This window comes from Acinetobacter sp. Ac8, from assembly GCF_055392545.1.
Genome location: NZ_AP043689.1, coordinates 2,053,577 through 2,072,449, shown reverse-complemented (window position 1 = coordinate 2,072,449; position 18,873 = coordinate 2,053,577). Strand labels below are relative to the sequence as shown.

15 protein-coding genes are annotated in these 18,873 nt (G+C 38.2%); 6 read left to right on the top strand and 9 right to left on the bottom strand.

The window, feature by feature from the left end:
- Window positions 1-86: 86 nt before the first annotated feature.
- Together ACZ5QH_RS09640 and ACZ5QH_RS09635 are read left to right on the top strand one after the other, a co-directional pair.
- Window positions 87-1,322, top strand: a complete 1,236-nt coding sequence (locus ACZ5QH_RS09640) for a pyridoxal phosphate-dependent aminotransferase (protein ID WP_004720962.1) — start codon at window positions 87-89, stop codon at window positions 1,320-1,322.
- A 308-nt stretch (window positions 1,323-1,630) separates the two neighbouring features.
- On the top strand, window positions 1,631-2,689 hold the full coding sequence (locus ACZ5QH_RS09635; protein ID WP_004720964.1) for a type II asparaginase: 1,059 nt from the start codon (window positions 1,631-1,633) through the stop codon (window positions 2,687-2,689).
- 127 nt (window positions 2,690-2,816) lie between these two features.
- Here the strand turns inward: ACZ5QH_RS09635 and ACZ5QH_RS09630 are convergent, their stop codons facing one another.
- Window positions 2,817-4,163, bottom strand: a complete 1,347-nt coding sequence (locus ACZ5QH_RS09630; protein WP_303576213.1) for an esterase-like activity of phytase family protein — start codon at window positions 4,161-4,163, stop codon at window positions 2,817-2,819.
- Between the two features lie 110 nt (window positions 4,164-4,273).
- Between ACZ5QH_RS09630 and ACZ5QH_RS09625 the strand changes: the two genes are divergently transcribed.
- Window positions 4,274-4,813 (top strand): hypothetical protein, encoded by a 540-nt coding sequence (locus ACZ5QH_RS09625; RefSeq protein ID WP_270382198.1) that lies wholly within the window; start codon window positions 4,274-4,276, stop codon window positions 4,811-4,813.
- Between the two features lie 68 nt (window positions 4,814-4,881).
- Here ACZ5QH_RS09625 and tsaD read toward each other — a convergent pair whose 3' ends face one another.
- Window positions 4,882-5,898: a tRNA (adenosine(37)-N6)-threonylcarbamoyltransferase complex transferase subunit TsaD gene (gene tsaD, locus ACZ5QH_RS09620; protein ID WP_239045761.1), complete on the bottom strand. Its 1,017-nt coding sequence runs from the start codon at window positions 5,896-5,898 to the stop codon at window positions 4,882-4,884.
- Between the two features lie 145 nt (window positions 5,899-6,043).
- Here tsaD and rpsU point away from each other — a divergent pair, with 145 nt between their 5' ends.
- Both rpsU and ACZ5QH_RS09610 read left to right on the top strand, forming a co-directional pair.
- Window positions 6,044-6,259, top strand: a complete 216-nt coding sequence (gene rpsU / locus ACZ5QH_RS09615; protein ID WP_001136722.1) for a 30S ribosomal protein S21 — start codon at window positions 6,044-6,046, stop codon at window positions 6,257-6,259.
- Between the two features lie 38 nt (window positions 6,260-6,297).
- On the top strand, window positions 6,298-6,744 hold the full coding sequence (locus ACZ5QH_RS09610) for a GatB/YqeY domain-containing protein (RefSeq protein ID WP_004720970.1): 447 nt from the start codon (window positions 6,298-6,300) through the stop codon (window positions 6,742-6,744).
- 124 nt (window positions 6,745-6,868) lie between these two features.
- Here the strand turns inward: ACZ5QH_RS09610 and ACZ5QH_RS09605 are convergent, their stop codons facing one another.
- From ACZ5QH_RS09605 to ACZ5QH_RS09580, 6 genes are all read right to left on the bottom strand, one after another.
- A complete protein-coding gene (locus ACZ5QH_RS09605; RefSeq protein ID WP_303576214.1) occupies window positions 6,869-7,429 on the bottom strand; it encodes a GNAT family N-acetyltransferase in 561 nt (186 codons plus the stop codon).
- Window positions 7,430-7,467: 38 nt separating this feature from the next.
- Complete coding sequence (locus ACZ5QH_RS09600) at window positions 7,468-7,827, bottom strand: hypothetical protein (protein WP_004821117.1); 360 nt, start codon at window positions 7,825-7,827, stop codon at window positions 7,468-7,470.
- A 150-nt stretch (window positions 7,828-7,977) separates the two neighbouring features.
- Complete coding sequence (locus ACZ5QH_RS09595) at window positions 7,978-9,375, bottom strand: M48 family metalloprotease (RefSeq protein WP_303576235.1); 1,398 nt, start codon at window positions 9,373-9,375, stop codon at window positions 7,978-7,980.
- A gap of 172 nt (window positions 9,376-9,547) precedes the next feature.
- A complete protein-coding gene (locus ACZ5QH_RS09590; protein ID WP_303576215.1) occupies window positions 9,548-10,513 on the bottom strand; it encodes a 2-hydroxyacid dehydrogenase in 966 nt (321 codons plus the stop codon).
- 34 nt (window positions 10,514-10,547) lie between these two features.
- A complete protein-coding gene (locus tag ACZ5QH_RS09585; RefSeq protein WP_303576216.1) occupies window positions 10,548-11,255 on the bottom strand; it encodes a hypothetical protein in 708 nt (235 codons plus the stop codon).
- A gap of 152 nt (window positions 11,256-11,407) precedes the next feature.
- Entirely contained in the window at window positions 11,408-11,620 is a 213-nt protein-coding gene (locus ACZ5QH_RS09580; protein ID WP_004821110.1) for a hypothetical protein, read from the bottom strand.
- Window positions 11,621-12,332: 712 nt separating this feature from the next.
- Here ACZ5QH_RS09580 and ACZ5QH_RS09575 point away from each other — a divergent pair.
- The gene (locus ACZ5QH_RS09575) at window positions 12,333-13,961 is read left to right on the top strand and encodes a long-chain-fatty-acid--CoA ligase (RefSeq protein ID WP_303576217.1); all 1,629 of its coding nucleotides are present in this window, start codon (window positions 12,333-12,335) and stop codon (window positions 13,959-13,961) included.
- Between the two features lie 352 nt (window positions 13,962-14,313).
- On the opposite strand, the gene ACZ5QH_RS09570 is transcribed toward ACZ5QH_RS09575, so the two are convergent.
- Window positions 14,314-18,855: a translocation/assembly module TamB domain-containing protein gene (locus ACZ5QH_RS09570; protein WP_303576218.1), complete on the bottom strand. Its 4,542-nt coding sequence runs from the start codon at window positions 18,853-18,855 to the stop codon at window positions 14,314-14,316.
- Window positions 18,856-18,873: the final 18 nt, after the last annotated feature.

Genomic DNA, 18,873 nt, shown 5'->3' with positions numbered 1-18,873 from the left:
GCTTGGAAAATTTCTAGCTAAATTTCAACATAGATTGTGATATTTCAGTAATCTATTTTTTTAACTCAAAATAATTGGATAAAATTATGTCCGTTTTAGGTAACACAACCCCACGTGAAATCAAGAAATCGTCAAAGCTAGAGCATGTTTGCTACGACATTCGTGGACCAGTGTTACGAGCGGCCAATGAGATGGAAGAAGCCGGTCATAAAATTATTAAATTAAATATCGGTAACCCCGCCCCGTTCGGCTTTGAAGCCCCGCAAGAAATTATCAATGATGTGGCTTTAAACTTGCCTAATGCTGTCGGTTATACAGATTCAAAAGGGATCTTCCCTGCGCGTAAAGCCATTTGTCAGTATTATCAGCAAAAAGGTATCTTGGATTTACATGTCAAAGATGTGTATATCGGGAATGGTGTATCTGAACTGATCGTTATGGCGATGCAAGGTTTATTGGATGATGGCGATGAAATGCTGGTTCCAATGCCGGATTACCCATTATGGACGGCAGCCGTAAATCTATCAGGTGGTACAGCGATTCACTATAAATGTGATGACCAAAACTACTGGTATCCTGATATGGCGGATATGGAAAGTAAAATCACCCCGAATACTCGTGGTATTGTGGTGATTAACCCAAACAATCCAACGGGTTCAGTTTATCCACGCCATGTTTTAGAACAGATTGTCGCATTGGCAAAAAAACATGATCTGATTTTATTTGCAGATGAAATTTACGACAAAATTGTGTATGACGGTATCGAACATGTCTCTGTTGCAGCATTAGCAGGAAACCATTTATGTGTTTCTTTTAATGGTTTATCTAAAGCCTATCGTATTGCCGGCTACCGTTCTGGTTGGATGGCGATTACGGGTGATAAATCACGTGCAATGGATTACATCGAAGGCTTGGACATGCTTGCCTCAATGCGTTTATGTGCCAACCATCAAGCCCAATATGCGATTCAAACTGCTTTAGGCGGCTATCAATCGATTAATGATTTGATCCGCCCAGGTGGTCGTTTGTATGAACAACGCAATATTGCTTGGGAAATGCTTAACGATATTCCTGGTGTGTCGTGCGTAAAGCCAGAAGGTGCAATGTATTGTTTCCCTAGACTAGATCCTGAAATCTATCCAATTGAAGATGATGAAAAATTCATGTTAGATTTCCTCAAAGCTGAAAAAGTTTTACTGGTTCAAGGAACAGGTTTTAACTGGCCTACACCTGATCATTTCCGTGTGGTATTCCTCCCCGCAGAAAATGAATTACGTGAAGCAATGAACCGCTTAAGTCGTTTCTTGGCAAAAATGCGTTAATCTTTATAAAGTAAAGATTAGCTCAAAAATGCATTCAAAATTGAATGCCTTTTTTAATTGCTCAATTCATCTGTACAACTAAAAACTTAGTCATTGACGTTATATTGCACAACATCTTCATTGAATGCTGAAAAAACGCACTGGCAAGCACTTTATCCAGTTTTAATAGTATGTAACTATAAATTTGAGTGATTATTTGAAAAATTACATTTTTAAATAAGTATGGGCAACAGCTCAGTATTTATATAGATTTAAAAACTGGTACAAAAAATGCTTATGACCAGAACAATGATTGAAAAGGATAGTTTATGAAAAAGACGGTTACTGCACTTACACTTGCAATTGGCATGCTTTTACCCTTTACGAGTTATGCAAAAAATAATGTCGTTGTCGTCGCAACTGGCGGTACGATCGCGGGTGCTGGAGCAAGTTCTACAAATAGCGCAACATATACTGCTGCGAAAGTTCCTGTAGATGATTTGTTGAATGCAGTTCCGCAAATTCAAAATCTTGCCAATGTTACAGGTGTACAGGCTTTACAGGTTGCTTCAGAAAGCATCACTGACAAAGAGCTTTTAACCATTGCACGTAAAGTAAATGAATTGGTTAAAAAGCCTGATGTGAATGGCGTGGTGATTACCCATGGTACAGATACTTTAGAAGAAACTGCTTATTTTCTAAGTCTTACGGTTCATACAGATAAACCAATTGTCGTTGTTGGTTCTATGCGTCCACCTTCAGCGCTTTCAGCTGACGGCCCTTTGAACCTGTATAGTGCTGTTGCGCTTGCTGCCGCAGACAGTGCCAAAGGCAAAGGCGTTTTTGTGTTAATGAATGATGATATTTTTGCAGCACGCGATGTGTCAAAGACCATCAATATTCATACCGATGCTTTTGTCAGCCAATGGGGTGCTTTAGGTACACTGGTTGAAGGTAAACCTTATTGGTTTAGAAACGTTGCAAAACGTTTTAACAATAGCTCTGAGTTTAATATTGAGAACATTCAAGGTGATGCGTTACCAATCGTTCAAATCGTTTATGGTTCAGGCAATATGCTTCCAGATGCCTATGTGGCCTATGCGAAAGCGGGTGCTAAAGCCATTATTCATGCGGGTACAGGTAATGGTTCCGTTGCGAATTATATTGTTCCGACATTAAACCAACTCCAGCAACAAGGCGTACAAATCATTCGTTCTTCACGCGTTCCACAAGGTTTTGTGTTACGTAATGCTGAGCAGCCTGATGATAAATATGGTTGGGTGGTTGCTCACGATTTAAATCCGCAAAAAGCAAAACTTTTAGCCGCTTTGGCACTCACCAAAACCAAAGATGCAAAAGAAATTCAACGGATGTTCTGGGAATACTAAGTTTAATCTTTGAATCAAGCTTAATACTTAAATCAACTTTAAAACCAGCACAAAGTTAAGCGTGAAACTATGCATTAAACCGTCAAATAAATTTGGCGGTTTAATTTTATCTTGAATGGATAATGATTTAATCCACTGTTAAATCCAATTGATCAAGGATATAAAGTGTATTGCCATCGATGATAGTTTTATCTTGATCCAAATACTTTTGTTCCAGTACCCCATCTGTTTCAGAAAAAGCATAATCATCATCATTGAGCACTGCTAAATGCTGTTCATCAATCACCCATAGACCTTCAATTTTATCGTGCGGATACTGTAAACGCGCAACCAAATCCACCACTAAGGTTTTTTCTACCGGATAGATACCCTGTTGAGCCAGACCACTCCAGCCTGCTGTTAACACATATTGTTCTAAGGTTTGTTCCGCTATCAACAGGCCGAATTGTTCATCTTGCCGAATCGTCGAAGTTGGCTTTAGCTTTTCCAAATCAGTGGCATGTTGCAAATTGATTTTATAAATCCGTTTAAATGCTTGAGAATTATCTTTATAGAAATCATCATCACGTTCTGCGACTAGAAATTGAGTGGAACTCAAGGCTGTAATTGCTGTATTTGAATAGGTCTTTGCACCCCCTTCTTGTTGATACAAATACTGAGAAACGACTTTGCTTTCTAAATCAATCATCACAATACGCACAAGATCTGATTTGCTTACTGAAGCATCGGGATTACTCATGGTGGATTGCATGATGCCCACCAGCTTTTTTTGATCAGGTGTAATGGTTAAACCTTCCATCCCTCGATTTTGGCGTCGATTGGCATATTCTTGGGGCAATAAATACCCCGATGTTCTGCGCTCATCTAAGACATAGGCATTGATACGGTCGATTTCTAGCCCGTCTGCATTAAAATGCACAATATGAGGACCATATTCATCACTGACCCAGAAAGTACCATCTTTGAGTGCAACCAAACCTTCAGCATCCAATCCAAATTCATCTGTGCCTATGGCTAATTTCTTGCCATCTTGGTCATAGGCGATTTCTTTACTTGCGCCAAAATGCTGATTAGGCAAACCTGTAATATTTCTGCCTGTTGGATCTTTTAATAGAATTTCTTTTATTTTCTGAATAGTTCCATCATTTTTTAACTCAAATAATCCAATCTTAGGGGTATAGTCAGGCTCTAAAAAGATTTTGCCATGATCTTGATTAACGTTATACGTGGTATTCGGCCCACGATCTGTAAGTGCATAGAATTGATACTTTTCTGTAGGGTGTGCTGAAATTTCTGAACCAAACCCACCACAACGAATCTCGATAAAATGGCCAGGTTTTGCACCATCAGGAATATTGTGAATGTTTAAAACTTCATAAGGTAAACGCACGCCTTGGCTAAATTTTTTATAAAGCTGAGGATCTGTATCAATATTGTTTGGGTGGATATGCTGTTCAGAAGACAATAAGTCCATGTTCCAATCTCATTTTTTAATATTCTGATTATTTTTTATCATGAAATCAGATAAACCACAGTAAAAGAAATGCGATAAACTGTGTAGATACACTTTCAAAGTCAATATAAATGAAAAGATTTTTTACCCTATCACTGATTGTTTGTTCTGCATCGCTACAATTGGCATATGCTGGGACGACGTTTAAAAAAGTTTCTGAGTGTCAGAGTGATTATTTTAATGGCGATTATTGTTCTAAAGCCAACCTTGCCAAATATAAAAATGCGCTTAAAACAATGCAGCCCAATTTTGATAAAAAATATATTTTACTCAATACGGGAACTTCAGATTCTTTAGAAATGATTGCTTTAGATACCCAAACAGGGATTGCCTATCCACTCAATTATCAGTTTACGGGTTGGGAAGATAATGAAGGCAATGTCAAAAAGAAGCCCACTTATACATTTGCATTGAATGACTCAAAATTATGCTTAATGGGTTCACAATTCGATGGTGATCACCCTGGCACACATGAAACCTATAGCAATATTAAAAATTGTTTTAGTATCAATCATCAATATGGCCATACAAACTTTGAATCAAATTACGATGATCAAGTTCAATATCACTATGATAACAAAAGCAAAACATGGAAGCCTTATTCGCGTTAAATTTTAAATCCATAAAAAAAGAGGCTTTCGCCTCTTTTTTAAATTTAACAATCCGTTCAATATCGGACTTAAACTAATTCAGGTTTAGTCAATTCAGTCATTGGCCAACGTGGTGTTGTCGTCACCGATAAACCATCTTTTTGTCCAGCTTTTAAACGCTGATAACCTGCAAACGCAATCATTGCACCATTATCTGTACATAAAGCAGGTTCTGCATAATAAACTGTTGCTTTAATTTTAGCTAAGTCTGCTTCTAAGCGCTCTCTTAAACGTTTATTGGCACTGACACCGCCCGCAATCACCAAACGTCTTAAACCCGATTGTTTTAAGGCTTTAATCGACTTTTTAACCAAAGTATCCACTAAAGCTTCTTGGAATGAAGCTGCAATATCTGCATCACGTTGTTCTTCACCTAATTTTTTTAACTGCACTGAAACAGCAGTTTTTAGACCACTAAATGAAAAATCTAGCCCTTGATGCAACATTGGACGTGGAAATTCAAACGCGTTTTTGTCACCTTGTTCCGCCAATTTTGAAATATTTGGACCACCGGGATAAGGTAATTTCAACATTTTTGCGACTTTATCAAAAGCTTCACCAGCAGCATCGTCAATCGACTCACCTAGAATTTCGTACTCACCTATTGCATGTGCTGCCATCAATTGAGTGTGTCCACCTGACACTAATAATGCGACAAACGGAAATTCAGGTGGATTTTCGGATAATAATGGAGCAAGCATATGACCTTCCATATGATGCACGCCAATTGCGGGTTTATTCAGCGCAAAAGCCAAGGTACGACCAAATAATGCCCCTGTCATCAGTGCACCCATTAAGCCAGGGCCGCGCGTATACGCCACTGCATCGATCTCTGATTTTCTCACACCGCTTTGCTCAAGCAACTGATTAATCAGAGGAATTAACTTCCGAACATGATCACGAGAGGCCAATTCAGGGACCACACCACCATACTCTGCATGCAATTTAATTTGACTATATAACACCTGTCCTCTTAAGCCGACTTCATTGTCATAGAGCGCTAATCCTGTTTCATCACATGAAGTTTCTAAGCCCAGAACGATCATTAAATTGCCTTTTACCCATTTCAAAATATTGCTAAAGCTATTATAGACTTGTGGTATGAGATGTAAATGAGTAAAATACTGACCTTCACTTGTGATCTAGGGTAATTCGACCCTGATCTTATCCATAACTTAATGAGGATTCTTCATGCCACAAGTTAAATTGAAAGAAGGCGAACCAGTAGACGTAGCTATCCGTCGTTTCAAACGTTCATGCGAAAAAGCTGGTGTTTTAGCTGATGTTCGTAAACGTGAATTCTACGAGAAACCTACTCAAGAACGTAAACGTAAAAAAGCTGCTGCTGTTAAACGCTACCAAAAGAAATTGGCGCGTGAATCAGTACGTACTACTCGCCTTTACTAAGATTAATTTGTGATTGATTGACTCACCTGGACAGATAAATGACTACTTTAAAAAACCAAATAACTGATGTTTTAAAAGCAACAATGCGTGCTAAAGAAATGGGTAAGTTAACGGTAATTCGTGGTCTACAGGCAGCAATCAAGCAAATCGAAGTCGATGAGCGCATAGAGCTTGACGATACTCAGGTTCTTGCGGTCATTGAAAAGCAAATCAAACAACGTAAAGAATCGGTCAAAGCCTTTGAAGGTGCAGGCCGTGAAGATTTAGCTAGTAAAGAACAAGCCGAAATTGAGGTGTTATCTCAGTTTCTACCTGAAGCTATGTCAGAGGACGAGCTTGATTCTCTCATTGCGCAAACTATTACTGCGCAAGGTGCAACTAGCATGAAAGATATGGGTAAGGTGATGAATTCTCTACGTCCGATCATAGCCGGACGTGCCGATCCAGCACAAGTTTCTGCAAAAATTAAAGCAAAACTTGGCTAAACCCAACGTTCTTAAATCTGAATTTCTGTTTGATTTGGTCTATTTAACAACTTAAATAAAAATTATTTTGCAATGAAATAGTTTCTTGTTAAATAGCCCAAAATCGTCAATCTACAATATCACTTCATTTATTTTCTATCTGATAATGGCAAATATCTCTAAAGCCACCATCGACTGGATTCTGTACAGATTGATATTGAATATCTTTAAGCAAAAACCCTGCTTTTTCACATAATTTTCGTGCCAATATATTTTCTACATCGACATAGGCATTTAAACCAAAAAAATTCCATTTCGAGAATAAACTACCTACAAATAGTGTTAGCGCTTGTGCCATATAACCTTTTTGTTTAAATTTTGAGTTTCCCCAAAACCCAATAGATGCAGTATTTTGCAACCAATCAATTGCATGGATATCGACAACCCCTAAAAAATCATCAGTTTCTTTTAAACGGATAATAAATACAAAGTTCTCTTTATTTAATAACGCCACCAAACGAGATTGGCAGAATGCCATTGAAGCTGGCAAATTAGGTTCTTCCAATGCCCATACTAAACTTGCAGGAAACTTTCTAAGCTCGGTTAAAGTATTTTTTATTGCACTATATAAATCTTCAGCATCAGATACTTGAATGATGTTGAGAGCAATCTGCTCATTCTCAATTTGAAATTGGCTAAAATCCATAAATGATGGGGCCCAGATGTAAGATGTTAAAGATAAACCTATTTCAAATCACACTGAATATTATATTTTTTTAGTAACTGCATTTCAGGTGACAACATCACTTTATCAATCACATTTTGTTTGGTCATAGATTGCGCTGATGGTGGGAGGTATTGACGATTTTCATCTGTCGTTTTATACATATCATCGACATATTTTTTAACAATGCCACAGAATTGTGACTCTTGTTGCGGGTTAAACTGACTCAATTTAGGATCTAGACTACGCAAAAAAAATTTCATGTCGGCACTGTATTGCGTCGAAATACGCTCAACTTCTCGAACATAGCTTTCTGGTACTGCTGCAAATGTTGAGTGAGCATAGAAAAAAATGCTGCATGCGATTAAAATTTTCTTCATGTGAATCAAATACTTTATTATAACTTTAAGTGATTTTAGCTTAACCTGTTCACGCAAGAATAGAAAGTAAATTTTCTTTAATGGTACATTTAAAATCACCCATTATTTTTAGTTTTTTAACTCAAGCTTTAAGTTCTTTAAATCTTATTTTTAAATTTTTAACTTCCGCTCATCTTGCATCACTTTTAAGCGTGTATCGATACGGGCACTCATCGCATTGTTCTCTTTAGCCAAGCGCTTGGCATGTAAAAGTGATTTAATTGCATTTTCTTCATCACCAGACCAATATTGAACTTCCGCCCGATTTCTCAGCACATTGACTGTACGCATTGGATTCTTTTTATCTAAATTTGCCGCTTGTTGTAACAGTTGCCAGCCAATAATATCTTTATTATTTTTATTCACAAAACGATTAACCAATTGCTCAGCTTCTTTGGGCTTCTGCTGTCGAATATAAACTTCGGCTAATTTATAACTTAATGCACGATTTTCTGGGGTTATGATTTGCTTACTGATGATGGTTTGATAGGCATCATCTAATTTATTTCGCCCTAAATAAATATCAGTTTGAATCAAAGTAACCAAAGTATGTTCTGCGTTGACCATCTTGGCTAAATTTAGCTGCGTCTGTGCATTGTCATAATCACCTTGCAGCAAATAAAATTCACTTAAAGCCAATAAACCCGCTAAATTATTCGATTGTGCTAAAGCCAGCAATTGACGGTCAGTGGCTTGTCCTGAAATCACTGCGGTATACCATTTAATAATATCAAAATCAGATTGCTGGGCGCGAAAAGGAACTTTTGGAAATTGATTTGCCCTTAATCTGGCTTCACTCATACGCTCAGTTGTTAAGGGATGGGTTAACCAAAAATCAGGTAAAAAACTTAAACGACTGGTAGAACGATGCATGGTTTCAAAGAAATCAGCCATACTTTCTGGGTCATATCCAGCCCCGTACATAAACTGCATACCGATCCGATCAGCTTCACGTTCTTGATTTCGGCTATAACTGAGTTGCTTGTCCATCAATGCAGCTTGTGTACCCATCATCACCGCACCACCAATATCACCATCCGCTTTGGACGCCAATGCAGCACCGACGATAATTCCAGCAAGCGCCAACAAACCTTGACCTTTAAATGCTTCCTGTGAACGGCTGTAATGACGTTGTGTGACATGGGCAATTTCATGTCCCATTACACTGGCAACTTCATCCATGTTACTTGAAGCTGTAATCATCCCACTATTTAGAGCAAACATGCCTCCAGGTACTGCAAATGCATTGATCTGAGCATCTTTAATTACCACCAAGCCTACTGGCTGTGAAAGCTGGGTCTGACTAAGAATTTTTGAAAAAACCAGCATAAACTGATCTTCCAGCCAAGGATCTTGCAGAACTGGCATTTGCTGTTGCACTTGGCGATAAACTTTTTCACCAATGGTTTTTTCTTTTTGTTGATCAATAAACCCCACCCCACTGCCAATCTCAGGTACTTCAAATTGAGTACTATTCTGAGTTTGCAGAAAATCATCAGCTGAGCTAATTGAAGTGCTTAAGCAGAGACAAAGGCTGAGGAAGGTCTTGTTCAATTGATCGTCCCAATTATTTTAATATTCTAAATATAACATTGAATTTAGTACAAATTCGCAATGAAGTGTTAGGGGGCTGTAAACACTTCATATGTAATTTGCATTGTCAGCAAACATTCAACATCAACTAGAAGTTTTCATTGACTAAATATCTTGGTGTGCGTTGTTCCAAAGCATCGACTAAATTTTGCAAAGCCAGTTCCGCCATTTTCTTGCGCGTCTCGGCGGTTGCTGAACCGATATGCGGTAAAGTCACGACATTATCCAACTCAAACAATGGCGATTGTTGCAACGGTTCTTTTTGATATACATCTAGACCCGCAGCAAAAATTTGGCGGTTCTGTAAAGCCTCTGTTAATGCCTGTTCATCCACCACCGAACCACGTGCAATATTGACAAAAACAACATGCTTTTGTATCAAAGCAAATTCTTGAGCACCGATTAAGGCTTTAGATTGGCTATTTAAATCTACCGCAACCACAACAAAATCAGCTTGTTTTAACAGTGCTTCAAGACTTTTATATTGTGCATTAAACTGTTGTGCAACTTCGATTTTTTCACGGCGATTATGATACAAAATATTCATATTAAAGCCATAAAATCCACGTCGTGCAATTGCCGCACCGATATGACCTAAACCGATTATTCCTAAAGTTTTACCAAAAATTTCTTGACCAAATTGTGTCGCATTGACTGTACGTTGCCACTCACCTTGTTTGGTCCAGCGATCTAAACTCGGTACTTTACGTGCAGCACTCATCAACAAAGTAAAGGCTAAATCCGCTGTCGTTTCGGTTAATACGTGTGGTGTATTCGACAACCAGATTTTCTTTTGATTTAAATAATCAACATCGTAATTATCATAGCCCACACTGACAGAGGAGATAATTTTTAATTTTTCTGCAGTGGCTATATTACTTTCATTAAGCAAACGACCCGCACCAATCATTGCATCTGCATCAACAACCGCTTGACGAATTTGTGCATTGATATCGCCTTGCTTAGGATTCAATACAACCAACTGATATTTTTCTGCTAATTTTGCTTGAACTTCTGAGTCGATTTGACTAAATACAACCACTTTTTTATTCATATCCCAGAAAACCTCTCAGTACAGATCTTGAAAACTAATTCAGTTTATTTTGCATAAATTGCCATAGACGGCGTTTTAATAAAGGTTGCTCAATCATCTCTTGTAAACTTGCCAATTCAAACATTTCAGTATTGTTTAAATAAGGCAATTGACCAAGACTGATGACTTTACGCTCTTGCCTTAAAGCATCAACAAATCCTTGGATATACATCGCAGCCCCTCTTCCATCTTGAAGTTGCAACATTGGAAAAGGCCATTTTAAATCATAAAACTGCCCTACAAGCGCCTGCTGTATATTGCCCCATAGCGTGAATTGGTCAGCGCTTATTTGAGTACAATCGACAAAAATGACACAGCTTTCAATGCAATAGGCTTGGATTTCAAATGGCGCAATTTGTAATGCAGGCTCAACAGTAAAGTTTGTCTGTTGCTGAATTTGCTCAGGTGCCGAAACTTCTTCAGTTAGCTGTGTTTCTGGATTGCGTTTTAATAAAGAAACTTCAGGCTGATGAGCTTTTTCAATCTGTGGCGGCTGTACTTTTTGATTTTCTAGTTTTGCATCTGATTGAGTTAAATGCGTGTTCAACTCAGGCACAACAGCAATATCCTGTTCAACTTGAGCAATATCACGGTATAGCGCATTTTCATAATGACGTGTTTGAACATCAACCTTGGGGATCCAAAGCTCTATTCCCATCGTAGCCAAAATGCTACGCTGATGTTCTGATACATTCATATTCATTATGGATTCAATACACACTATTCAAGCTATATTTTAGCTGTGTTTTGACTTTTTTGTCGCACTAATCAAAGTAAAAAAACACGATAAATTAAATTTAAGCGCAAGAATATGTTACATGCTGATTTTAGCGACAATCATTGAGCACCAATTCACTATAAGGATGTGATTAAAATTCCGTACTTTGCCGTAAGATACATCCCCTGACGAATGATATCTGTACCATTGGCATGATGAACTTTGAGTTCTTGAGTCAACACATCAAATTGAAAAGCATCATAACAATCTTGATGTTGGCATAACCAATTTAAAGTATCAGCAAGATGTTCATCGACAATATAATTTTCAGCTAAAAAATTTTTAGACATTATGATTCAAAGACAATAAAACAAGAATAGGGTTATTCTAACGTAAATTTAACCATACTGAAAAAACCAAGACAGCCTTAAGCAATCAAACAATGACATCTATCAGCATAAGATTGAATGAATCAGCTTGCAAAACTAGATTTTTATTATTTTCATTTAGAGATATAACGCTTTCTAAATATCACCATATTTTATCGAATGATCATAATATAGTGATATTTTGCGATCGCTTCTAGAAAATTAATGATGAGCACCACACTTACGGCACTCTTTAACCACAATATTATGTCCAATTTCATATTCAAAACTGTGGATACACAATAATTTTCTGATTTTTTGAAACATTCTAAAACTCCTTTTAATATCTCACGTCAATATAGTTTCATCCTAAAACATCAATGCCTTAACAAGACATAGAATATGTTTAGCACATATACATATATCTAAGTAATACTTTTCCCTAGTTCTTTAGTCTGATACCCCACATTTCTTGATCAAATTTTCAAATCGTGATAATCCAACTAAGCTATTGTTTTTTATTGGTTAAAATAATAAAAATGTTGCAAAAATATATTGTTTTTAAGCTTGATTTAATCTGACTTTTATATAGGATGAAATGATAGCTTTTTCTATTTAACAATTTTTTTCACTTAGAAAGCTTCTGAGAAAAATACAATTTAAGCCTATCAACAAGATTATAAAGGAATTTTATATGCAAGGACGTATGATGCAGCAACCATTATTAATTAGTAGCCTCATTGAGCATGCTACGCGTTATCATGGTGATACTGCGATTATTTCAAAAAATACCGATGGCACGATTACAAAGACAGATTGGACACATGTAAGTGAAAACGCGAAACGCTTTGCCAATGCACTCGCTGGACTGGGTTTAGGCTTAGGCGACCGAGTTGCAACGATTGCATGGAATAATCATCGTCATCTTGAATCTTGGTATGCAATTTCCGGAAGTGGCTTGGTCTGTCACACCATCAACCCTAGACTTTTTCCTGAACAATTGATCTTTATTATCAATGATGCTCAAGACAAAGTGGTGTTATTTGATAAAACCTTTTTACCGCTAATCAAAGCAGTGAAAGCCCTTACCCCTCATGTAGAACATTTCGTTTATCTAGGTGCTTTTGACCAAGATATTGCCGATGCCCTTCCAGATGTTAAATTCTATGATGTACTAATTGCAGAACATTCTGTACAGTACGAGTGGCCAAATTTTGAGGAAAATACCGCAAGCTCTCTTTGCTATACCTCAGGAACAACGGGCAATCCAAAAGGCGCTTTGTATAGTCATCGCTCAACCATTTTACACACCTATGCGATCGCACTGCCCGACTCACTAAATTTATCTGCAAAAGATATTATGTTACCTGTGGTTCCCATGTTCCATGTCAATGCCTGGGGTACACCTTATGCCGCAGCAATGGTCGGTTGTACATTGATATTCCCGGGGCCGGGTCTAGATGGTGCCAGCTTAGTACAAATGATTGATGAATATAAAGTCAGTATTGCGCTCGGTGTACCAACGATTTGGCAAGGCTTGCTTGCCGCAGCAAAACAATCTGGTAGCGCTCTTGAAAGCCTTAAACGCAATGTCGTTGGCGGTTCAGCTTGCCCACCTGCGATGATGAAAGCATTTAGAGACATCTATCATTGCGAAACTATTCATGCATGGGGCATGACTGAAATGAGCCCATTGGGCACAGGCAACCAACTCAAAGCCAAACACCTAAATTTAAGTGAAGAAGAACAATTTAAAGTTCGCTTGTCTCAAGGTCGCCCACCTTTTGGCGTAGATTTACGTATTACCGATGAAGAAAATGGCACACATGAAGTTGCTCGTGATGGACATAGTACGGGGAATCTGCAAGTCAAAGGCCATTGGATTATTGAATCTTATTATGGCAAATCTGAAAAAGCGTTAAGTGCTGATGGTTGGTTTGATACCGGTGATATCGCCACGATTAATGAGGACGGCTATCTGCTGTTAAGTGATCGTGCCAAAGATTTAATTAAATCAGGTGGTGAGTGGATTTCTTCTGTTGAGCTTGAAAACATTGCCATGAATCATCCTGAAATTGCGATGGCTGCTGTGATTGCAGCAAACCACCCGAAATGGGATGAACGCCCAGTGGTAATTGCGATTAAACAGCAAGGTAGTCACATTACTGAGCAAGAACTATTGGATTACTATGCAGATAAGATTGCGAAATGGCAAATCCCGGACAAAGTTATTTTTGTTGAATCCATTCCTTTAACAGGTACCGGTAAAATGTTAAAGCGTGATTTACGTGAACAATATGGAGATGTGTTATTAACTGAATAACGCCATTGTAGCGTGTAACACCTTCCTCAAATCAGTTTTAAAAGCCCAATATTTCATTGGGCTTTTCTACTTCTAAAAAATTAAATATTCCATACATGATCAGTCTTAAACAATCAGCATAAATCAGCAAGACAAGTACAATATAAAGATCTTTAATATACTCGCCTATTGGCTTTTAATAGCTATGTACAAGATCTTTGCGCTGCTCACATTCCAAGCATTTTACGATGCGCTTTGTTTAGCTCAATGATTCATCTCATTTGATTTAAGCATAAAAAACTCGGATCGTAATCCGAGTTTTTCAATATTGATCAACTACATTTCAATACCGATTGCATTTAAAATGTTTTGGCTAGAATCTCCAATGATAGAACACGTCAATGGCTTTTTCTAAAGACTGGCTGGCTTCCAGATATAAACGTTTATTCATTTGATAACGTAAAGTCAGTTTATTCACTGGTGTAAATACCCCCACACCATAGCGAATATACAAGTCTGGGGTAATATAACCCGTCAAACTGACCTGCGTATCATCGCCAGTCCCTTGTGCGTCAAAAGACAAACCACTTAAACCAAATGTACGTCCAATTTGGTTGGTAAATGCACGTGTTCCCCCTAGCCCCAAACTGATCCCTGCTGCTGCAATCGTATTGTTTACATCCGATTTAAATCCTTCAGCATTACTTAAACCACTGGACCCTTCATTAATACGTCCTGTAATTAAAGCATTCATCGCTTCCTGATCAGACAAACCAGCATCATTATAAACTTGAATGTTTGGACTAGAAGCTGTGCCTGTAATACGTAGACCTACGGTACTTCCAGAAATACTCTTATTGGTATCGACATCCAATGTAGGATTAGACAATGGGCCATTAAAACGAGCAATGGCACGATTTAAGTCTAAGCGCTGACCATAAGCCTCAACGGTTACTTTTTGACTGACACCAATCGCACCATTGGCACGCATTGCAGTTTCCAAACCACGTTGAGAAAGATAAAGACGCCCCACCAATGGAATACGACTATTAAAGCCTTGGAAAATAACTTTATCGCCCAAGTTTACTGAAACATCTGCACGTATAGACCACGGCTGTGCTGCTTTAAGCACTGCTAGCTGATTTTGACCTTCTTTTACAATACGGACATCAGGTGACACATTGACTACGGTTGCACTGGATTCAGGCATTGAAATTAATGCACTAGGTACATCAACTTTACCTTTAACGGTCAGTTTCTTACTTAAAGGTAAAGCATCCAATTCAATATCAGTATCGACAACTGCAGTGATCAACGGTGCTTGACGAATCAGCAATTTATCGCCATTGAGACGTAATTGTATATGTGGATCATTTTTCCAATCGATACTGCCATTAATTTTACCGACACCACGACCACTGTTAAATGCACCATTAATTGTTGCAACGTCTTGACGAATTGAAGTGTAAATCTGAACATTATTCAAATTCACAGGCAGTGAAATCATACTAATTTCACCATTTTTCAAGCGCATTTCACCATCAAACAATGGTTGTGTCAGCGTACCGTTAATTTTTCCTGCAAGTGATAAAGTCCCATCAAGCTTACGTACATCAGCAATAAATGGTTTTAAGATTTTCAGCTGAACTTCATTAAATGCCACCTCACCACGCATCGGCTTAGACTCGACATATGGATTGACAATGACACTGGCATAGCCTGTTCCAACATTCGGCGCTTTTAAATCAACACGCAATAACAAACCATCTTTTATGCTTTTCGCAATTACACTAGCTTCGTCATAGTTCATTGAAGTTGAAGGATCATTCGGATCTTCTGCTGCAATACCAATTTGCCCATTACGAGTAACCAGCTTGGCATCTAATTTAGGCTGTGCACCTTTCGCCCATGATGCTTTTGCATAACCATTTAATTTCCCCGTCAGTGCCAAACCTTCTGGCATAAACGCAGCAAAATCATTCAGATCTAGGTTTTTAGTAACAAAAGAAACATTACCATTTTGCTGACTTGCGCGGATCGGTTGATCAAAACACAATTGGCTTTGCTGACTTGACCAACAATGCTGCCCAACATATAACTCCGATTTTGACGCGTTAAAAATAACCGGTGCATTTTGTTGTTGTAATAAGTGTGCTCTTACTGAGTCAAACTCACCTTTTTGAATCTGACCCAACCAATCATTCTGCGCATTAAATCCACCTGCAAGCTGTACATAGAACTTAGAATAATAGTTCCATGCCTGAAGCTGTAATAAATGTGCTTTACGTGTTCCAGAAAGTGTAATCCCTGCATGCTGAATCTCACGGTTTCCACTGCGCAAAGTATCCATTTGCGCCACCATTTTCGACGCTACAGTTTCAGAGGTTGGCAATTCACCCTTTAAGCTTAATTTTTTAATGCTTAGACTATCATTAAAACTAAAATTATCGACTGTGAGGTTTGCAGTTGCACTCAGACGTGGCTGTGCTTGTAGATTCAAATAACCATATGCTGTGCCACGTAATCCCGGATAAAGCTCATATAATGCAGGTGCATTGACTTTTAATCGTAGATTCTGTGCATTTCCTGTCGCCTGAACTTGGTTATTGGCATAAGACAAAAATAAGTTGTTGGCTTCAAATTGCTGTGGCATCAAGCCTTTTAAATCAGAATTTAAAACAACTGCAAGGTTACCTCGTCCTCTTAAGGGTTTGTTATTGATCATGCCTGCAATATTCAATTGTTGAATATTAATTCTCTTCAGACGATCTGACCAATTCCCCTGAGCCTTCACATTCCCAGAAACTTCACCACGGACAGAAGAAACAAAATATTGTGGTTTAAAACGCACCAAAGATGCGTTGATATCCCAACCGATGCCATTGCTGATATGCACCAAGCCATTGGCTAAGATTTTTCCTGCAACACCATCATGCTGTAGCTCAGATATTTTAATTAACTCCGGTGTACCCGCAACTCTGATCTTTAACAAGCCACTGCCTTGTTTCAGCTGTGACGCATTTAATGCGCCATCATAATTCACAGCAAAGCCTTTAAACGCTCCACCAGCATTGGCATCATTGAAAATAACTGCGGCTGTACTTTTACCTGTCAATTGGATTGTTTCAGGGTTGGCTTGATTTGCAAGTCGCCCAGTTAAATTAATCGCATCAAAATTAATCAATTGTTGATTTGGTTTCGCATAACCATTGGCTTTTATTTGCCCATTGATTAAATCTACTGGTGCAGTTGCGACAATACTTTGTGGATTAAAATCTTTTGCATTGAGTAAGGCATTCCATTTTAACTGGCGTTTTTCAGTAGGTAATTCAACAACTGCGTTTCCAGATAAACTGCCTTTCGTTGCCACATATTCAAATGCTGGTACATGTAAATCATTGCCTTTTAGGTCTAACTGAGCTGTGTATTTGCCCTCAGGTAAACTGCCTTTTTCATGTTGACGTACAACGGTTGCCACATGAATATTTTGCTGATCGTCAACCAGTGCAACTTCAACCTGACCTTGTTCACTGCTTAACCAACCCACATAAGGCACGGCTCGGTCGATATTTTTCCAGTTAACCCCCAATAACATCGGTTCAGGCTTTTTACCCTTTTGCTCAGCTTGATCTAATTTAACCTTCCAAGCTTCATATTTATCAAAATCAACATTGGCGGTTAAATGCATACCTTGTTTTAATTCGCCCACTGAACCAATTTTGGCATCAAGGGAAACAGGTAAAAAGTCTTGAATCACTTGTGGGATAATTTTATCTTTTGGATTGATTCGATCTAAACGGCCTTGCACATCCCAATGCACATGATCTTGCCAACTGACCAAACCTGCAAGATTTAAAGCACCACCCATCAATTGACCATTCAAATTATTAATATTTAACTGATTGGTTAAATCGGTATGTGCTAAAGCAGTATATTGACCTTGTGGGATATTTTTACCACTAATGTCTGTGTTGATGTCTAAGTTTAAGCCTTTAACATCGCCTTGAAATTTCGCCAAGCCATTTTTAGACAGTAATTCTTGTTCCTGCAACAACGGCCAATGATAATCTTTAAAAACCAAAGCACCATTCATTGGAACATCATGACGCATCGGATGGATCACCGCCCAGCCCGTTAAAAGATCGGGCGTTTTCGTTGCAACACCCGCTTTAATCGTGTCGAGTGAGCCACGCGCATGTACGTAAATATCTTCAACATTCAAACTTTTTAAACTCGGGATCCGCAAAATTGCTTTGGCATTCAGTGGATAATCGCCTTGCTTAAAGTTCATATTACCTGTCGCGTCTTTTACAGATAAATAGCCCATGTCCATTTTAGAGTTTTCAAACTTCAGCTCTGTACCCGACCACAATGCATTTTCTAAATGAATATCGTTAAAATCAATTTTTGTAGAGGCAGTTTGCAACTGCATATGATCTACATTTGCTTCATCTAAACGTAAAACAAAGGGTAACTTGATTTCGCTAAACTTAAAGGGTTCATCGCTTGGTGGTGTTTTGCTGATAATTCTTAAATTGTTAACATCAGCATGGCTCAAATGAATTTCTTTATCTAATATTGCGCGCCAACCCAAGGAAACATCCGCACGATCAATTTTGACATCAACCGCAGCGAGAGTGACCAAAACATTTTTAAGTATGATCCCTTGAAGCAAGTTACCGCTTTCATATTGGTAATCAATAATTTTCTGGCTTGAAGCAACCCGATCCAATAAAAACTTACTGCCTTTATCGGTACTAAACATCACAGCCAATGCAGCAATCAATAGAATAATGACCAAAAGCAATGACATCAGAATATTACGCAATATATTGCGCTTCTTCGGTGTCTGCGCTTGCTTTAGTTGATCATTTTGCTGTTCATTTTGAACATCTTGATGTTCTTCATCAGCCATAATATTTCCAGTAATTCT